Annotated in this window: 20 protein-coding genes; 6 read left to right on the forward strand and 14 right to left on the reverse strand. The window is 67.9% G+C overall.

Going from position 1 to position 17,365, the window contains the following annotated elements:
* Positions 1-215: 215 nt before the first annotated feature.
* Both eccD and mycP read left to right on the forward strand, forming a co-directional pair.
* Entirely contained in the window at positions 216-1,646 is a 1,431-nt protein-coding gene (gene eccD, locus RHCRD62_RS06215; protein ID WP_050063855.1) for a type VII secretion integral membrane protein EccD, read from the forward strand.
* A complete protein-coding gene (mycP, locus tag RHCRD62_RS06220; protein WP_084734119.1) occupies positions 1,646-3,073 on the forward strand; it encodes a type VII secretion-associated serine protease mycosin in 1,428 nt (475 codons plus the stop codon). The genes eccD and mycP overlap by 1 nt, the downstream gene beginning before the upstream one ends.
* Here mycP and eccB read toward each other — a convergent pair.
* Positions 3,046-4,494 carry a type VII secretion protein EccB gene (gene eccB, locus RHCRD62_RS06225; RefSeq protein WP_050063856.1) on the reverse strand — a complete coding sequence of 483 codons (1,449 nt, stop codon included), beginning with the start codon at positions 4,492-4,494 and terminating at the stop codon, positions 3,046-3,048. The genes mycP and eccB overlap by 28 nt on opposite strands.
* A 95-nt stretch (positions 4,495-4,589) precedes the next feature.
* Between eccB and eccE the strand changes: the two genes are divergently transcribed.
* Complete coding sequence (eccE, locus tag RHCRD62_RS06230) at positions 4,590-6,200, forward strand: type VII secretion protein EccE (RefSeq protein ID WP_050063857.1); 1,611 nt, start codon at positions 4,590-4,592, stop codon at positions 6,198-6,200.
* Positions 6,201-6,224: 24 nt separating this feature from the next.
* Here the strand turns inward: eccE and RHCRD62_RS06235 are convergent, their stop codons facing one another.
* Both RHCRD62_RS06235 and RHCRD62_RS06240 read right to left on the reverse strand, forming a co-directional pair.
* Positions 6,225-6,797 carry an NADPH-dependent FMN reductase gene (locus RHCRD62_RS06235; protein ID WP_253277222.1) on the reverse strand — a complete coding sequence of 191 codons (573 nt, stop codon included), beginning with the start codon at positions 6,795-6,797 and terminating at the stop codon, positions 6,225-6,227.
* Positions 6,798-6,834: 37 nt separating this feature from the next.
* Positions 6,835-7,410, reverse strand: coding sequence for a TetR/AcrR family transcriptional regulator (locus tag RHCRD62_RS06240; protein WP_050063859.1), 576 nt, complete (start codon positions 7,408-7,410; stop codon positions 6,835-6,837).
* A gap of 58 nt (positions 7,411-7,468) precedes the next feature.
* Between RHCRD62_RS06240 and RHCRD62_RS06245 the strand changes: the two genes are divergently transcribed.
* The gene (locus RHCRD62_RS06245) at positions 7,469-8,611 is read left to right on the forward strand and encodes an acyl-CoA dehydrogenase family protein (RefSeq protein WP_050063860.1); all 1,143 of its coding nucleotides are present in this window, start codon (positions 7,469-7,471) and stop codon (positions 8,609-8,611) included.
* A gap of 122 nt (positions 8,612-8,733) precedes the next feature.
* A complete protein-coding gene (locus RHCRD62_RS06250) occupies positions 8,734-9,120 on the forward strand; it encodes a PAS domain S-box protein (RefSeq protein WP_050063861.1) in 387 nt (128 codons plus the stop codon).
* A 27-nt stretch (positions 9,121-9,147) separates the two neighbouring features.
* On the opposite strand, the gene truA is transcribed toward RHCRD62_RS06250, so the two are convergent.
* The 8 genes from truA to infA form a co-directional block, all read right to left on the reverse strand.
* Entirely contained in the window at positions 9,148-9,999 is an 852-nt protein-coding gene (gene truA, locus RHCRD62_RS06255) for a tRNA pseudouridine(38-40) synthase TruA (RefSeq protein WP_157050832.1), read from the reverse strand.
* A gap of 71 nt (positions 10,000-10,070) precedes the next feature.
* Positions 10,071-10,619, reverse strand: a complete 549-nt coding sequence (gene rplQ / locus RHCRD62_RS06260; RefSeq protein ID WP_050063863.1) for a 50S ribosomal protein L17 — start codon at positions 10,617-10,619, stop codon at positions 10,071-10,073.
* Positions 10,620-10,652: 33 nt separating this feature from the next.
* Complete coding sequence (locus tag RHCRD62_RS06265) at positions 10,653-11,717, reverse strand: DNA-directed RNA polymerase subunit alpha (RefSeq protein WP_050063864.1); 1,065 nt, start codon at positions 11,715-11,717, stop codon at positions 10,653-10,655.
* A 118-nt stretch (positions 11,718-11,835) separates the two neighbouring features.
* Complete coding sequence (gene rpsD, locus RHCRD62_RS06270) at positions 11,836-12,441, reverse strand: 30S ribosomal protein S4 (protein WP_050063865.1); 606 nt, start codon at positions 12,439-12,441, stop codon at positions 11,836-11,838.
* 20 nt (positions 12,442-12,461) lie between these two features.
* Entirely contained in the window at positions 12,462-12,875 is a 414-nt protein-coding gene (gene rpsK / locus RHCRD62_RS06275) for a 30S ribosomal protein S11 (RefSeq protein WP_005239680.1), read from the reverse strand.
* A complete protein-coding gene (gene rpsM, locus RHCRD62_RS06280; protein WP_050063866.1) occupies positions 12,875-13,246 on the reverse strand; it encodes a 30S ribosomal protein S13 in 372 nt (123 codons plus the stop codon). The genes rpsK and rpsM overlap by 1 nt, the downstream gene beginning before the upstream one ends.
* 237 nt (positions 13,247-13,483) lie before the next feature.
* Entirely contained in the window at positions 13,484-13,597 is a 114-nt protein-coding gene (gene rpmJ, locus RHCRD62_RS06285) for a 50S ribosomal protein L36 (RefSeq protein ID WP_003938068.1), read from the reverse strand.
* A gap of 78 nt (positions 13,598-13,675) precedes the next feature.
* Positions 13,676-13,897 (reverse strand): translation initiation factor IF-1, encoded by a 222-nt coding sequence (gene infA / locus RHCRD62_RS06290; protein ID WP_003418601.1) that lies wholly within the window; start codon positions 13,895-13,897, stop codon positions 13,676-13,678.
* Between the two features lie 226 nt (positions 13,898-14,123).
* Between infA and dtd the strand changes: the two genes are divergently transcribed.
* The gene (gene dtd / locus RHCRD62_RS06295; protein ID WP_050063867.1) at positions 14,124-14,555 is read left to right on the forward strand and encodes a D-aminoacyl-tRNA deacylase; all 432 of its coding nucleotides are present in this window, start codon (positions 14,124-14,126) and stop codon (positions 14,553-14,555) included.
* Between the two features lie 78 nt (positions 14,556-14,633).
* On the opposite strand, the gene map is transcribed toward dtd, so the two are convergent.
* From map to secY, 3 genes are read right to left on the reverse strand one after another with little or no spacing between them, the layout of a single operon-like run.
* Positions 14,634-15,428: a type I methionyl aminopeptidase gene (gene map / locus RHCRD62_RS06300; RefSeq protein WP_050063868.1), complete on the reverse strand. Its 795-nt coding sequence runs from the start codon at positions 15,426-15,428 to the stop codon at positions 14,634-14,636.
* Positions 15,429-15,438: 10 nt separating this feature from the next.
* The gene (locus tag RHCRD62_RS06305) at positions 15,439-15,984 is read right to left on the reverse strand and encodes an adenylate kinase (RefSeq protein WP_050063869.1); all 546 of its coding nucleotides are present in this window, start codon (positions 15,982-15,984) and stop codon (positions 15,439-15,441) included.
* The gene (gene secY, locus RHCRD62_RS06310; RefSeq protein ID WP_050063870.1) at positions 15,981-17,294 is read right to left on the reverse strand and encodes a preprotein translocase subunit SecY; all 1,314 of its coding nucleotides are present in this window, start codon (positions 17,292-17,294) and stop codon (positions 15,981-15,983) included. Before secY ends, RHCRD62_RS06305 begins: the two co-directional genes overlap by 4 nt.
* Positions 17,295-17,365: the final 71 nt, after the last annotated feature.

Raw genomic sequence — 17,365 nt, forward strand, 5'->3', positions numbered from 1 at the left:
CTCACCCCCTGGTCCCGCTCCGCCCCCGCCGGCCGAGATGCGGTGGACGCCACGCCATCCCCCGGCAGTCGTCCGAGCGTTGGACAGTAACGCATGTCCCGGTCAACCCGCGACCCACCCCGACCCCACCCCTGCCGTAGAGTTCGCGCAGTTTCGCAGTGGGGGCGGCACGGCTGGGGCAGTGCCGAAGTGAAGTCGAGTTCGAGGGGGAATTCGTGGCGATCGGCGTCGATTCTGGAGAGCGCACCGACCTGTGCAGAGTGACGATTCTCGCCGATCACGTGCAGGTCGATCTGGCGTTGCCCGCGAGCGCGCCGTTGGCGCTGCTGATCCCCGAGGTGGTGTCCGTCCTCGACGCGCACGGCGACCCGTCCACCGTGCGGAGTCGTGCAGCGGGACCGACCGAGTGGACGCTCGGCAGACTCGGCAGGTCCGCGCTCGATCCGACGGGGTCACTGTCCGACCACCGAGTCCGGGACGGTGAGTTGCTCCTGCTGCAGGCGGCCGACCGCTCGGCTCCCGCCCCGCTGTTCGACGACCTGATGCACAACGTCGCTGCCGTCGAAGCCGACACGTTCCGTCGATGGACACCGGCTTCCGCGCGAATCGCGGGATCGGCGGCCGCGGGCGCCCTGATGCTCGTCGGGGCACTGGCCGTGCTGCTCGCGAGGCGCCAGGACTCCGGGCCCACCGGCATGATCGCCGCCCTCGTGGTCGCGGTTCTGCTGGTCGCCGCGGGCATCGTCGTCGCCCGGGTCTATCACGACCGGGCCTCGGCGCTGACGCTGTGGGCCGCCGCTCTCGCCCCGGCGTTCGCGGCGGGCGCTTTGGTCGTTCCCGGCGAACCGGGCGCGCCTGCACTGCTGCTCGGCACCGTCACCTGCGGTGCATTCGCGGTGCTCGCAGCACGCATGAGTGGCGTCGGTATCGGTGTCGCCGTTGCGGTCTCGACGACGGCGGTCGTGGCGGCAGGCGCAGCAGGAATCTCCGTGCTGACGGACCTGCCGGACCAGGCGATCGGCGCGATCGTGACCGCGACGGCGCTGGTGCTGCTCGCGTGTGCACCGCGGATCGCGATGCTGCTCGCCAAGCTGCCTCTGCCACCGGTTCCGTCTCCGGGCTCACCCCTGGACACCGAGGAGGCGGCCGAAGAAGGCGACGCGCCACTGCCTTCGTTCGCGGGTCTCGAGGAGAAGGCCGGGCGAGCCCGTGGCCACCTGACAGGACTGGTGTGTTCCACGGCGGTCACCACCGCCGCAGGCGCGCTGATCGCGGCCGACGCCTTCCGCGCCGTCGACTGGCCCGGGTTCGCGCTCGCGGCGGTCGCGGCCCTCGTGTTGACGTTCCGCGGCCGAACGTACGCCAGCCTGTCGCAGGCGGCACCGCTCATCGGATCCGGATCACTGATCCTCATCCTCCTCCTGGCCAGCGTCGCGGTCACCGAACCAGGTTGGGCGCCTGCCATTCTCGTACTCGCGACCCTCGGAGTCGGGGTGGCGCTCACGCTCGGCGTCGTTGCTCCGCGCCACGAGTTCTCGCCCGTCCAGCGGCGCGCCTCCGAGCTGATCGACTACGCCGCCATCGCCTCCGTGCTACCCCTGACCTGCTGGGTCGCGGGACTGTTCGCGGCGATGCGTGGACTGTGATGGACGCCGGGCAGATCGCACGCGTTCTGGCGACCGGCATCCTGGCGGCCACGCTGACGACGACGTTCCCGGCCACCACCGTCGCCGTCGCGCCGCCCACGATCGATCCGGGCGCGCTTCCCCCCGCGAACATTCCCCCACCGCCCACCGAACTTCGCGACCCGTGTAACCAGACATCCGAAGTGGCGGATCCGCGGCCGACTCCGACACCGCAGCGGGCACTGGACCTGGATGCGGTCTGGCCCCTGTCCACCGGCGCCGGCCAGCTCGTTGCCGTGATCGACACCGGCGTCGAACCGCACCCGCGCCTCCCCGGCCTCGAAGCAGGCGCCGACTTCGTCTCCCCCGGCGACGGCACGTCCGACTGCGACGCACACGGCACGCTCGTCGCAGGGATCATCGCCGCTCGCCGATCCGACTCCAGCGGATTCGCGGGCGTTGCACCCGACGCCCGGATCCTGACGATCCGGCAGTCCAGCGCCGTCTTTCGCAGGGTCGGCGCCAACCGCGACCCCGACGAACAGAACGCACGCGGCGTCGGCACCCTGACCACACTGGCATCCGCCATCCGCTTCGCCGCCGATCGAGGTGCGCGCGTCATCAACATCTCCGAAGTCGCATGCGTGTCGCCGTCCGCAGGCGACCACCGTGCGCTCGGCGCCGCGATCGACTACGCGGCTCGCGTCAAGGACGCGGTGATCGTCGCCGCCGCAGGGAATCTCGGGGATCTCTGCAAGGAGCCGAATCCACCGCTCGACCCGGCGCGGCCGCACTCGAACCCGTGGGACGACGTGGTCACCGTCGCGACCCCCGCCTGGTACGACGACCAGGTGCTCACGGTCGGGTCGGTCGATCTCGACGGAGCACCGAGCGCCTTCACCGTCCCCGGACCGTGGGTGGACGTGGCCGCACCCGGCGTCGCCGTGACCTCCCTGGATCCGCGACGCCTGCACGACGCCGGGCTCACGGACTCCGTCAACGGCGGCAGGATCGAGGGGACCAGCTTCGCGGCGCCCTACGTGTCGGGGACCGCCGCGCTGATCCGGGCACGTCACCCGGAACTGTCCGCGGCGCAGGTGATAGCAAGGATCGAGGAGACCGCCCATGCACCTGCCGGCGGCTGGGATCCGTTCGTCGGGCACGGTGTCGTCGACCCACTCGCCGCGGTCACCGCGACCGGACCCGCGGTGCCGACCGAGCCGCAGTCGGTGGCGCTGCCGGTACCCGAGCAGGCCCCGCCGCCGGACAACCGACCCCGCACGGTGGCCCTGATCGGTGCGGCAGTGATGGTCACACTGCTGATGATCGGCCTGCTCGCCTCGGTTCCACTGCGGCACAGCCGTACGAGCACTCAGCGGCGCGGCCATACAAGCACTCAGCGGCACAGCGGTCCAAGCACTCAGGGGGCCGGGACGTCCATCGGCTGATCGTCGGGAGCCACACCGTCGTGTGCGAGGAGGGCTTCTTCCCTTCCGAGGCGCGGCCCCGGCGCCAGCAGACCGAGGATCGGCCACGGCGCCGGGATCGACTCCTCTGGGAAGCCGAGCAATGTTGCGTTGTCACGATTCTCGATGCCGTAGCGCACGCCGGTGTCGGCGACGAAGAAGAGTGCACCGTGGCGTTCGCTGGACGGAGTAATCCCGGTCGAGTGGACCAGGGCACCGCTGCCCGGACCGGCGTAGAACTGATCGGCCATGCTCCCCGGACCGTCGCTCTGCGCGAGTGTCACCGGCTTCGCCCCGGCAGGCAGGGGAAGGGTGTTTCCCGCGACGACGGCAATGGTCGCCCGGATGCCACCGTCGCCGGGTACGGGCCGCCATGTCAGGCAGCCGACCGGCTCGCTCTGGTCGTCGACGATTCGCGGCGGGGTCTCGGGGAACGTCCCGACCGGAAGCGCAGACGACTGAGGCGGGCGGGCCACGACATCGGGCGCCACGGCGTCCATTTCCGTGACACCGTGCGAATCCGAGAACCTGATCAGGTCTGCGGTCGCCCGCCCGACCCGCTGCAGGCCGTCGGAGAGGACCACGTAGTAGCGGGTCTCCTTCGCGTCCTGGACCTGTACCACCGACCCGATCGGCTTGCCGCCCATCGGATACGCCGGTTCCTGGCCTGCGTCCCGGATCGCCGGCGGAACCAGCGCCGGCGCCTCGGGGATCGCCGCGAGGAGGCCCTCGCTCATCGGCCGGGGCGCGATTCCTTCCAGCTCGAATGCGAGGGATACCGCGTGGTCGCCGAGGTCGATGCGGCTGCGGGTCCCGTTGTGCACCAGCCACGTTCCGTCCAGACTCTGAACGAGAAGTGCCTCGCCGGAGTCGAGCTCGTCGGCGCCGTCCCCGAGTCGGGGGCCACCGACGACGATCGTCGTGCTCACGGCACGGGCCCCGCCGGGTGCGATCGAATCGCACAGGGTCCACGCGCCCGGGTCCTGGTGCGGAAGTGCTGACGGCGCACCGGGGATGCCGAGCAGGGCACCGCGCGGACGAGTCCCCAACTCGGATTCCTTCACGATCACAGGCCGATCGGCACTTCCCACGATCAGCCGAGCCGATGCGAGATTGAGTACGGGATGCAGGGTTTCGTCGACGACGACGAACATCGCGCCGGAATCCTTACCCACCACGATTCGGGCACTGCCGATGCTGCCCTGCGGCCGGATCAGGGCCAACGCGCCGCATCCCGCCACCACCAGCAGCGACAGCAGCGCACCGACCGCGAGCGCACGCGACTGGCTGCGCATGGGGTCGTGCAGCATTCGCACGTCCCGGCGCACCAGTGCGTGTTCCATCCGGCGTACCAGGAAGCGGTATCCGCTCACCTGCCACCGTGTAGTCGGCTGTGCTGCCACCTTGCCTCCCCCGCTTGGCCCGCACTACGGGGGCACAGAGTACAGTCCGCGGAAACCGGGCCGTGGGGGCGTCCGGGTCTACGAGGGGGACGAACGTGACGCGTTGGCGCAGCCACCTTGTTCCCGCGATACCTGCACTGCTCACAGCGCAATTCGTTGCGCTCGCGGTCGCGGTGATCGTGACCTGCGCCGGGATGATCTGGTGGCAGGCCCTCCTCGTCGCCTCCGTCCCGGCCGTCGTGTGCCTGGTTCCCGTGCGCCGCCGATCGGTGCTGGACTGGGTGGTGACCGCCGCCCGGTATCGCACCGGACGCGCCGCCGCGACCGTCGTCACCGACTCCGCTTCGGCCGACGGCAGCGTGACCGGCATGGTGTGGGACGGCGGGACCGTCAGTTCGGTGATCGAGGTGCTTCCACCGCGGGGCGGAGTAACGCGGCTAAGCCGCGACGAGATCGTCGACGACCATCCGCTTCCTCTGTCGGCTCTCGCGGAATCTCTCACTCAGCACGATATCTCGCTGGCAGGCATCGACGTCGTCGCGCACGGACGCCGCGTCGATACTCGTTCACCGTCCGCTCGCGTCTACAACGAACTCGTCGGGCCCCTGCCCGCGATCGCAACCCGTTCCGTCTGGCTCGTGGTGCGATTCGACGCGGCGGAGCAGGCCCGATCGGTCGCGCTGCGCGGCGGAGGCGCCGACGGCGCCACGCGTGCGCTGTCGGTGGCGACCCAGCGCATCACCCGCACGCTGTCGCATCTCGGCACCGCGACCCGAGTCCTGTCCGCGACCGAAATCCGTTCTGCCCGAGACCTGATCACTGCCGGAGTGGAACCGTTGTCGGCGCCCCGCTCGTGGGGGCACCTCACGCTGCCGGAGGGCGTGAACACCGGCTACTCCCTCGACCCACGCCTACTGACCTGCGGTGTCCTCACCGATGTCTGGGCCGTCCGAACCGAGGCGACCACGGTCACCGTCCGCATCCGTCCCGGCGGCGCCGCTGCGGCTCGGCTCGCAGCGTCGTGCCGGTTCACCGCGGCGGCACTTCCCGAACGTCCGCCGATTTCCGGCGTTGCGCCCACGACCGGGAGGGACGCGTCCGCATTGGCTTCCCACCAACCGGGGTGCGCATCCGCCCTCGACTCGCTCACGACGTTCACGGACGTCGAGGTCTCGGACCTGGAATCGGTGACGCTCTCGCGTGGCGGCTGCGGCCAGCTCGTCGGATCCGACGCCGACGGTCGCGGCGTGACGATTCGCGTCGTCGGCCCCGACATCGGACGGGTGGACCTGATCGGCGAACCGTACCTGGCTCAGCAGGTGCTGCTCCGGGCAGTCGCCACCGGTGCCCGGATCGCCGTGCACAGCAACCGCCCGCAGGTGTGGCGCGACTTCGTCGGATCGGTTGGCGACGCCGCGCGCCTGTCCCTCGTCGGTGCGGACGGTGCGCCCGCCGGGGCGACCGCCGTGGTCTTCGACGGCACCCCGCCGTTCCCGATCCCGGCAGGCGTCACCGCAATCCACGTCGGCGACACACCCACGCCCGAGAGTGTCACCGTCGCACTGCTGCAGCCCGGTGGCCACGGCAACCGGATCGTGCTGTGGGCGGCGGGGTCCCGCCACGACCTCACGATGGTGAGCACCGCGGCCGAGGCGACGTTCCTGGGCCGGCCGCGCACCGCTCCGGTACCCGTTCGCGCCGGGTGACCGTCACCCCGAACAGAGCGGGTGCTACCCCGGGTAAGGGCGGGTCGCGTGCGCACCACGCACCGCGTCCGCCCACCACGACAGCTGATCGAGCAGTCTGCCGTGGCTGTCGATCGCCGCACCGTCGTCGGTCTCGCCCGCCGCGTCGAAGCGCTTGCGCGCCTGATGGAAGCTGACGGTCTGACGTACGGACACCATGTGGACCTCCGCAACAACCTGCCTGAGCTGCTCGGTGGCGCGGAGACCGCCCGACAGTCCGCCGTAGGACACGAATCCGACCGGCTTGCCGCGCCACTCCTCTTTCGCGGTGTCGACGGCATTCTTCAGCGCAGCGGGGTAGCCGTGGTTGTACTCGGGAGTCACGAACACGAACGCGTCCGCAGCGTCGACCCTGGCCCGAAAGCGTTGCGCCTGTGGACTGTCGGTGTGATCTGCGGGGAGGTCGGCGTCCGCAAGGTCGAGGACCGATATCTCGAACCGCGTGTCCTGCCGGGCCCGCCGAACGAACCAGTCGGCCACTACCGGTCCGAACCGGACCGCGCGCACACTTCCGACGACGACCTCGAGGCGAATCCGATCTGCAGGCACGCGACCCATCATGCCGCAGGTGGCGACACGACCAGTGGTCCCGCTCTCACGTCGCCAGCCCGGTGGTCACGAGCGCGGCGAGTTCACGGTAGGCCTCGGCGTCGCCCAGGCCCGTCGCCTCGGTCACCTGCCTGCGCTGGATTCGCACCATCGTCGACGTGGTGACGTCCGCGACGAACGCCGCGTGCACATCCCGGAACTCGCCGGCGGCGACACCCTCGGTGATGAGTTCCCGGACCCGCGTCGCTGCAATGGCCGTGTTCCGCTCGTACACCGGTCGTGCGGAGTCGCTGGCCGCGAGGTCCGTCATGAACTGCAGCGACGCCGGGCGCAACTGCTCCCCGACCGCCTCGAGGTACGACTGGATCCGCGCATGCGACCCCGTCGCTTCGACCACAGCTTGCTCGACCCGCTCCGTGGCGGCCCTGAAGAAGTGCACGGTGGCCGCCCGCACGAGTTGTTCCTTACTGGCCGCGAGCGAGTAGAGCGTCGACTTCGAGCACCGGAGCCGCCCGGCAATCTGGTCGAGGGTGAGGTGCGCGAAGCCCTCGGCCAGCAGAAGGTCGACGAGCTGGTCGAGGAGTTGAGCGCGCCGCGCGGCGCCACGAACCTGGGTTGCCATACTAAAAACTGTACTGGAGTATTCTTGACAGTATCGATTAACCGCGAAGGAGACCCCCGTGCCCGTCGAACGCCTGCTCCCGACCCAGGAAGCGCACGACCTGATCGAGTTGACCCGCGACGTCGCCGACAAGGTGCTCGCACCTCAGGTTGCCGAGTGCGAGAAGACCGAGACCTTCCCCGAAGGTGTGTTCCCCGCACTCGGCGCGGCCGGACTGCTCAGCCTGCCCTACCCCGAGGAGTTCGGCGGCGGGAACCAGCCGTACGAGGTGTACCTGCAGGTACTCGAGGAGCTCGGGGCGCGGTGGGCCGCAGTCGCCGTCGCGACCAGCGTCCACAGCCTGTCCTGCTTCGCGATGGCAACACACGGCACCGACGAACAGAAGGCCAAGTGGCTCCCGGACATGCTGGGAGGCAACATGATCGGCGCCTACAGTCTCTCCGAAGCCCAGGCCGGGTCCGATGCCGCGGCACTGTCCTGCAAGGCAACCGAAACCGAGGGTGGCTACCGGATCAACGGATCGAAGGCCTGGATCACCAACGGCGGACGCGCTGACTTCTACACCCTCTTCGCACGGACCGGCGAGAGTGGTTCGCGGGGCGTCTCGTGCTTCTTCGTCGACTCCGAGACCGAGGGACTGTCCTTCGGGAAGCCCGAGGAGAAGATGGGCCTGCGCGCCGTACCGACCACCTCCGCGCACTACGACAACGCCTTCGTCCCCACCGAGCGCATGATCGGAAGGCCGGGACAGGGTCTGCCGATCGCCTTCAGCGCCCTCGACTCCGGCCGCCTCGGCATCGCCGCCGTCGCCGTCGGCCTGGCCCAGGGCGCGCTCGACGACGCCGTCGCCTACGCCAAGGAACGCAAGGCGTTCGGCAAGCGGATCATCGACCACCAGGGCCTGGGTTTCGTCCTCGCCGACATGGCCGCGGCCGTCGACTCGGCGCGCGCCACCTACCTCGACGCCGCCCGACGCCGCGATGCCGGCCTCGACTACTCCCGGCACGCCTCGGTCGCGAAGCTCGTCGCCACCGATGCCGCAATGAAGGTGACGACCGACGCGGTCCAGGTTTTCGGCGGGTACGGCTACACACAGGACTTCCCGGTCGAGCGCTACATGCGCGAAGCGAAGATCACCCAGATCTTCGAGGGCACCAACCAGATTCAGCGACTCGTGATCGCGCGGTCACTGGCCGGCTGATCCCGAATCAGCTGGATGTGTCCGGTCTCACATTGCGCGAAGCGTTATAAAACTGTCACATAGAGGCACACTCAGGAACACGCAGGCCCAATCGGGAGGTCGCGATGAAAACGAGTCACGCCATGTCGAGACACATCGGTCCCAGATACACCAGCGGGATCAGTGGCGCCCACTATCGCTCGCTGATCCACAATCTCGACCTACCGGTGATTCTGCACACCGACGAAGATCAGGTCGTCGACGTGAACCGCGCCTTCGCCGACTTCCTCGGCTACACGCTCCCGGAGGCCCGACTACTCGGGCCCCGGGAGTTCGTGCATCCCCACCTGCTCGACGACTACCACCGCGCCCAGGCACAGCTCGCCGGCGGCGAGAAACTCGATCTGGCAGCCGACTACGACCTCGTCCGCAAGAACGGCGACGTGGTCCGAGTGCGTGTCAAGAAATCCGTCGCGCGGCACAACGCGGAAACCGTCCTCATGACGGTGATCACGGGCACCGGGCACTGACCCGGAATCCGGTCCACGACCGACGACTCAGCAGCAGCCACCCGGCAGCGACCGCACCTCACGAGTAGCGGCGTTGCGCGACGCCAGATCCTCGTCCGCGGGATAGTCGACCCGAACCAGGCTCAGCCCGTGCGCAGGCGCAACCAGTACTGAACTCGACCGCTCCCGTTCCCGTAGCAGCGCTGCAGTCCAGTCGACCGTGCGTCGTCCCTCCCCGACCGCAAGGATCGCTCCGACGAGGCTGCGCACCATCGACCAGCAGAATGCGTCCGCACTGACGAATGCGGTGAGGATGTCGCCGTCGCCCGGTGCGGAGCCCGCGGACCGCTCGTCGGAACGCATCCAGTCGAAGCGCTGCAGGTCGCGGACCGTCGTCGCGCCCTCCCGTCGACGACAGAACGCGGCGAAATCGTGCAGGCCGAGCAGAGAATGCGACGCCGCGCGCATCGCATCCAGATCCAGCTGCTTCGGGACCGACACCGTGTCACGGGCCCGCAGTGGCTCCGCCCCGTACCGCGCCGTCGTGATCCGGTACTCGTAGTGCCGCCGGATCGCCGAGAACCGGGCGTCGAACTCGGCCGGCACCTCGGTGATCGCCTTCACCCGCACGTCCGGCGGCAGGAACCGGGCGAGCCTGCGCACCAGACGGTTCGGCTCCTCGAGCCCCTCGGGCAGGTCGCCGTCGCGGCGCGACCCGATGTCGCAGTGGGCGACCTGGCCGCTCGCGTGCACCCCGGCGTCGGTGCGACCGGCGACGGTCAACTGCACCGGCTGTCGCAGGATCGTCGAGATCGCCTCTTCGAGAACACCGCACACCGTGCGCAGTCCCGGTTGGCGGGCCCACCCGGAGAAATCGGTCCCGTCGTAGGTGATGTCCAGTCGAAAGCGAACGAACCCGCCCTCCCTGACGGGAGCGACGGGTTCGTTCGCAGGTTCTGACGCGTTCAGCGTTAGTCCTTCTTGGCCTCGGCAGCGTCTGCAGCGGTGGCGGTCTCGTTCTCGACGGCCTCCACGACAGCGTCAGCGTTCTCGACCTCGGCCTCGGTGGCCTCGGCCTCGACGGCCTCCACCACGTTCTCCTCGGCCGGAGCGGCCTTCGATGCCTTCACGCGACGTGCGCGGTCGGCCTCGGAGGTGACCGTCTGCTCCTTGACGAGCTCGATGATCGCCATCGGAGCGTTGTCACCCTTGCGGGGGACGGTCTTCGTGATGCGGGTGTAGCCGCCGTCACGCTCCGCGTAGAACGGACCGATCTCCGCGAACAGGGTGTGCACGACATCCTTGTTGCGGATGACCTTGAGAACCTCGCGACGGTCGGAAAGGGTGCCACCCTTTGCCTTGGTCACGAGCTTCTCGGCGTACGGACGCAGGGCCTTGGCCTTGGCCTCCGTGGTGGTGATGCGACCGTGCTCGAAGAGCGCGGTGGCCAGGTTGGCGAAGATCGCCTTCTGGTGCGAAGCCGACCCGCCGAAGCGGGCACCCTTCTTGGGCTTGGGCATGATGAATCTCCTAGTAAGGACCCAGTGAGCTGGTTACAGCTGCTCGGTCTCGGCGTAGTCCTGGTCGTTGCCATCGCCCTCGTTGAAGGCACCGGCGTCGGTGTCGCTCCAGGTCCCGGTGGCGGCGTCGTAGCCGGCAACCGTGGACGGATCGAACGACGCCGGGCTGTCCTTGAGGGACAGGCCGAGCGAGTGCAGCTTGACCTTGACCTCGTCGATGGACTTCTGACCGAAGTTGCGGATGTCGAGCAGATCGGACTCGGTGCGACCAACCAGCTCGCCGACGGTGTGCACACCCTCGCGCTTGAGGCAGTTGTAGGACCGGACCGTCAGGTCCAGGTCCTCGATCGGCAGACCGAAGGAAGCGATGTGATCGGCCTCGGCGGGCGAGGGTCCGATCTCGATGCCTTCTGCTTCGACGTTCAGCTCACGGGCAAGGCCGAAGAGCTCAACCAGGGTCTTGCCCGCTGAGGCGAGCGCGTCCCGCGCGGTGATGGAGTTCTTGGTCTCCACGTCGAGGATCAGCTTGTCGAAGTCGGTGCGCTGCTCGACACGGGTCGCCTCCACCTTGTAGGTGACCTTGAGGACCGGCGAGTAGATCGAGTCGACCGGGATACGGCCGATCTCGGCTCCGGACGCCTTGTTCTGGACGGCGGGGACGTAGCCGCGACCGCGCTCGACGACGAGCTCGATCTCCAGCTTGCCCTTGTCGTTCAGGGTGGCGATGTGCAGATCCGGGTTGTTCACCGTGACGCCGGCCGGAGGCACGATGTCGCCTGCAGTCACGGCACCGGGGCCCTGCTTGCGGACGTACATGGTGACCGGCTCGTCCTCTTCGGAGCTCACGACGAGGCCCTTGAGGTTCAGGATGATGTCGGTGACATCTTCCTTCACGCCGGGGACGGTGGTGAACTCGTGCAGGACGCCATCGATGCGGATGCTGGTGACAGCAGCGCCGGGGATCGACGACAGCAGGGTGCGGCGAAGCGAGTTGCCGAGGGTGTACCCGAAGCCGGGCTCAAGGGGCTCGATGGTGAACTTCGAGCGGTTGTCAGCGATGACCTCTTCGGTCAGTGTGGGTCGCTGCGAAATGAGCATGTGGTTTTCCTCCTGTGCGGACGTCCGCTATTTGACGCCCAGTTGGATGGCGCCTCCGGCGCTCGTGCGCGGCCTGCGGGTCTGACGACACGCAAACCGCGCACGAACCGGAAAGGCTTTACTTCGAGTACAGCTCGACGATCAGCTGCTCCTGCAGCGGGACGTCGATCTGCGCGCGCTCGGGCTCCTGGTGGACCAGGACACGAAGGCGACCGGGGACGACCTGCAGCCACCCGGGAACCGGGCGATCGCCGACCGTCTCACGCGCAACCTGGAACGGCAGCGTGCTCAGCGACTTCTCCTTGACATCGATGATGTCGTACTGGGAGACGCGGTAGCTCGGGATGTCGACCTTCTTGTTGTTCACGAGAAGGTGACCGTGGGTCACGAGCTGACGAGCCTGACGACGGGTACGGGCCAGGCCGGCGCGGTACACGACGTTGTCGAGGCGGGTCTCGAGGATGCGGAGCAGGTTCTCGCCGGTCTTACCCGGGCGACGCACCGCTTCCTTGTAGTAGCGGACGAACTGCTTCTCCATGACGCCGTAGGTGAAGCGAGCCTTCTGCTTCTCCTGCAGCTGGAGCAGGTACTCGCTCTCCTTGATCCGCGCGCGGCCGTGCTGGCCCGGCGGGTACGGACGACGCTCGAACGCCTGGTCGCCTCCAACGAGGTCGACGCGCAGACGACGCGACTTGCGGGTGATGGGTCCGGTATAACGTGCCATTTTCTAAACCTTCCTTCCCGCTAGACCCGACGCCGCTTGGGCGGCCGGCAGCCGTTGTGCGGCTGAGGAGTGACATCGGAGATGGTGCCGACCTCGAGGCCTGCAGCCTGCAGCGAACGGATCGCCGTCTCGCGTCCGGAGCCGGGGCCCTTGACGAAGACGTCGACCTTCTTCACGCCGTGCTCCTGCGCCTTGCGGGCAGCGTTCTCCGCAGCGAGCTGCGCGGCGAACGGGGTGGACTTACGCGAGCCCTTGAAGCCCACGTGGCCCGAGGACGCCCACGAGATGACGTTGCCGGCCGGGTCCGTGATGGACACGATCGTGTTGTTGAAGGTGCTCTTGATGTGAGCGGCACCGTGCGGGACGTTCTTCTTGTCCCTGCGACGCGCCTTCTGGGTCTTCTTCGGACCGGTGCTACGTGACTTCGGAGGCATTACTTCTTCTTCCCTGCGACGGTGCGCTTCGGGCCCTTACGGGTGCGCGCGTTGGTCTTGGTGCGCTGTCCACGCACGGGCAGACCACGACGGTGGCGCAGGCCCTGGTAGCAGCCGATCTCGATCTTGCGCCGGATGTCGGCCTGCACCTCGCGGCGCAGGTCACCCTCGACCTTGAGTTCCGAACGCTCGATGTACTCGCGCAGCGTGCTCAGGTCGTCGTCGCTCAGGTCCTTGCTGCGCAGGTCCGGGCTGACGCCGGTTGCCGCGAGGATTTCCTTCGAGCGGGTACGGCCAACGCCGTAGATGTAGGTCAGTGCGATCTCCATCCGCTTTTCGCGGGGAAGATCGACACCCATGAGTCGTGCCATGTGGCATTCCTTTTCGGTGTGCGGAGGTCTGCTCCCAGTCCGTCCCCTGTGTCATCGCGGCATCGGTCACCCGACACGTGCAATACGTCTTTCAACTAACTCAGTGGGGCCCCGGCCTCCGTGCCGGGGGTGCACCGGTGTCTGCCCGTCGACCCGAGGGTCGGGTGGGCCGTGGACACCGGCTGGTGCTGGAAGGTCATCTGTGCTTGTTGCCAAGCAGATCCTCGAGAGGAGTGATCAGCCCTGACGCTGCTTGTGGCGCAGGTTCTCGCAGATCACCATGACCCGCCCGTTACGGCGGATCACCTTGCACTTCTCGCAGATCTTCTTGACGCTCGGCTGAACCTTCACGTCTGTCTAATCTCCTGATGTGTCGCCCACCGGTCGGTGGACATACTTTTCCCAGACCAGGAGTGGCCCGGGAAGTTTCTACTTGTACCGGTAGACGATGCGACCGCGCGACAGATCGTAGGGCGAGAGCTCTACGACGACCCGGTCCTCTGGCAGGATGCGGATGTAGTGCTGCCGCATCTTGCCGCTGATGTGTGCGAGGACCTTGTGGCCGTTTTCCAGCTCAATGCGAAACATTGCATTGGGCAGCGGCTCGACAACTCGTCCCTCGACCTCGATGGCCCCGTCTTTCTTAGCCATATCCTCCGCGATCCGTTGGTGGGCATCGTTCTCCGTTACGGTGGTGCAGACGCGATCGAGAACCGCCCGTGCACTGAGTCGAATTGCTCCCGAGAACGACGCGGGAAGCGGGACCGAAACAGCAGACGACCGGCACGCAGGACGCACCATTGGTCCATGCTACCGGAGTTCCTCCACCAGGCCAAACGCGGCGTGTCTCCTCCTCCGACACGAAGGGACGTGGGCCGTGCGCGCGGTCGTACAGCGAGTGACCGAAGCCGCGGTGGAGGTGGACGGCCGGGTCGTCGCCCGCATCTCCCCCGCCACGCAGGGGCTGCTGATCCTCCTCGGCATCGGTCACGAGGACGACGCGGCCCTCGCCGCGACACTGGCCGCGAAGATCTGGCGAATGCGCATTCTCGACGGCGAACGCTCCGCCTCCGACGTCGGGGCACCGCTCCTGGTGGTCAGCCAGTTCACCCTGCTCGGCGACGCCCGCAAGAGCAGGCGCCCGTCCTGGTCCGCCGCCGCGCCGCGACCGGTTGCCGAACCCCTGGTCGACGCGTTCGCAGATGCACTGCGCGACCTCGGCGCCGAGGTCGCGACCGGCCACTTCGGGGCACACATGCGGGTGTCGTCGGTCAACGACGGGCCGATAACCGTACTGATGGACATGTGATCTCGAGACCGCGCAGCGCCCCGGAAAACGAGAACGGCCCCCGCACACCGCGGGGGCCGTTCTCATGTTGCCTTCGAGTCACTCGGGGCGGACCGTCAGGATCCTCGGGCCGTCCTCCGTGACCGCTACCGTGTGCTCCCAGTGCGCAGCACGCGAGCCGTCCACGGTCACCACCGTCCAGTCGTCGGCGAGGATCTTCGTCTCCGTCGTGCCCAGCGTCAGCATCGGCTCGATCGCGAGCACCGACCCGACCACCAGCTGCGGGCCCTTGCCGGGTGCACCCTCGTTCGCGAGGAACGGGTCCATGTGCATCTCACGGCCGATGCCGTGGCCACCGTACCCGTCGACGATGCCGTACCCGCGGCCGTGCGCCTTCTCGGCAGCGAGCGTGCCCTGCTCGATCGCATGCGAGACGTCGGTGAGCCGGTTCCCCGGTAGCATCGCCGCGATACCCGCGTCCATCGACAACCGGGTGGCCTCGCTGAGATCCTGGTCTGCTGCGGACATCTCCCCCACGCCGAACGTCCACGCCGAGTCGCCGTGCCAACCGTCGAGAATGGCGCCGCAGTCGATGGAGACGAGGTCGCCCTCGGCGAGCACGTCGTCTGCCGACGGAATCCCGTGCACGACACGATCGTTCACGGACGAGCAGATCGACCCCGGGAATCCGTGGTAGCCGAGGAACGACGGAACTGCGCCGGCATCCCGGATGGTCTGCTCGGCGATCCGATCGAGATCGAGAGTGCTGACACCGGGCTTCGCCGCGGCCCGCACGGCCACGAGGGTCGCGCCGACGATCGCACCGGCCGCTGCCATCGCGTCGAGCTCACCGGCGGTGCGGAACGGAACGACCTTCTTGCGACGAAACCCCATGACAGCCCTCTTACTTACCCAGCGCGGCCAGCGCGCGGGCGTTGACATCGTCGATCTCGCCGACGGCGTCGACGGTGACGATGCTGCCCTTGTAGTGATCGAGGAGCGGTGCGGTCTCCTCGCGGTACACCCGCATCCGGTTACGGATGACGTCCTCGGTGTCGTCCGCGCGGCCACGGGAGAGCATGCGCTCGACCACGACCTCGTCGTCCACGTCGAACGCGAGGACGCCGTCGAGCTTGGCGCCGAGCCCGGCCAGGATCCCCTCGAGCGCCTGGGCCTGGTCGACCGTGCGGGGGAATCCGTCGAGGAGGAACCCGTTCGCGGCGTCCGGCTCGGCGACACGGGCCTTCACCATGTTGTTCGTGATCTCGCTGGGAACCAGGTCGCCGGCGTCGAGGTACTTCTTGGCCTCGAGTCCGAGCGCGGTCTGCTGCCCGATGTTCGCGCGGAACAGGTCGCCCGTCGAGATGTGCGGGATGCCGAGCTTCTCGGACAGAATCGCGGCCTGGGTGCCCTTGCCGGCACCGGGAGGACCAAGGAGGACGAGTCTCACTTGAGGAACCCTTCGTAGTTGCGCTGCATGAGTTGACTCTCGATCTGCTTGACGGTGTCGAGGCCGACGCTGACGAGAATCAGCACCGCCGCACCACCGAAGATGCTGCTTCCCGCACTCCCCTGCGCCAGGAAGAAGTTGGGCAGCACGGCGATCAAACCGAGATAGATGGCGCCCGGCAGCGTGATGCGGCTGAGCACGTACTGGAGGTAGTCCGCGGTGGGACGACCCGGGCGGATGCCCGGGATGAAGCCACCGAACTTCTTCATCTCGTCGGCGCGCTCCTCCGGATTGAAGGTGATCGCGACGTAGAAGTAGGTGAAGAAGACGATGAGCAGGAAGTAGATCAGGATGTAGACCGGGTTCGACGGATTCACCAGGTACTCGTTGATGAACCGCTGCCACCAGCTGGGATCGGTCGCCGAGGCGGCACCGGTGAGCTGTGCGATCAGGTTCGGGAGGTACAGCAGCGACGACGCGAAGATGACCGGGATGACGCCGGCCTGGTTCACCTTCAGCGGCAGGTAGGTCGACGACCCGCCGTACATCTTCCGGCCGACCATCCGCTTTGCGTACTGCACCGGGATCCGGCGCTGGCCCTGCTCGACGAACACCACACCCGCGATCAGCGCCAGTGCGGCCACACAGACGGCCGCGAAGATCAGGCCGCCGCGGGAGTCGAGGATCGCCCCGCCCTCGGCCGGAAGGCGCGACGCGATGCCCGAGAAGATCAGCAGCGACATGCCGTTGCCGACGCCGCGCTCGGTGATCAGCTCGCCCATCCACATGACGAGGGCGGCGCCCGCGGTCATCACGAGGACGATCGTGACCATCGCGAAGACCGAGTCGTCGGCCAGGATCGGTTCCGAACAGCCCTGGAGTAGCTGACCGCGAGCTGCGAGCGCGACGATGCCCGTCGACTGCAGGACCGCGAGGGCGATCGACAGGTAGCGCGTGTACTGCGTCATCTTCGCCTGGCCGGACTGGCCCTCCTTGCGGAGTTCCTCGAACCGCGGGATGACGACGGTCAGCAACTGCACGATGATGCTCGCCGTGATGTACGGCATGATGCCGATCGCGAACACCGACAGTTGCAGCAGTGCACCGCCGGAGAACAGGTTGATCAGCGAGTAGATACCCGCCTGGTCACTACCCGAGATCTGGTCGATACAGGCCTTGACGTTGCCGTAGTCGACACCCGGAGACGGCAGCGTCGCACCGAACCGGTACAACGCGATCAATCCGAGTGCGATGAGGATCTTCCGCCTCAGGTCTGGAGTCCTGAAGGCCGAGACGAAGGCGGAAAGCAAGAATCCTCCTGGGCACGACGATGATGGGGGGCGGGCTGGGGCATTGGGCCGAAGAGCCCGATGGTCACGTT

The sequence above is a fragment of the Rhodococcus sp. RD6.2 genome (assembly GCF_001040705.1).
In the GTDB taxonomy this organism is placed as follows: domain Bacteria; phylum Actinomycetota; class Actinomycetes; order Mycobacteriales; family Mycobacteriaceae; genus Rhodococcus_G.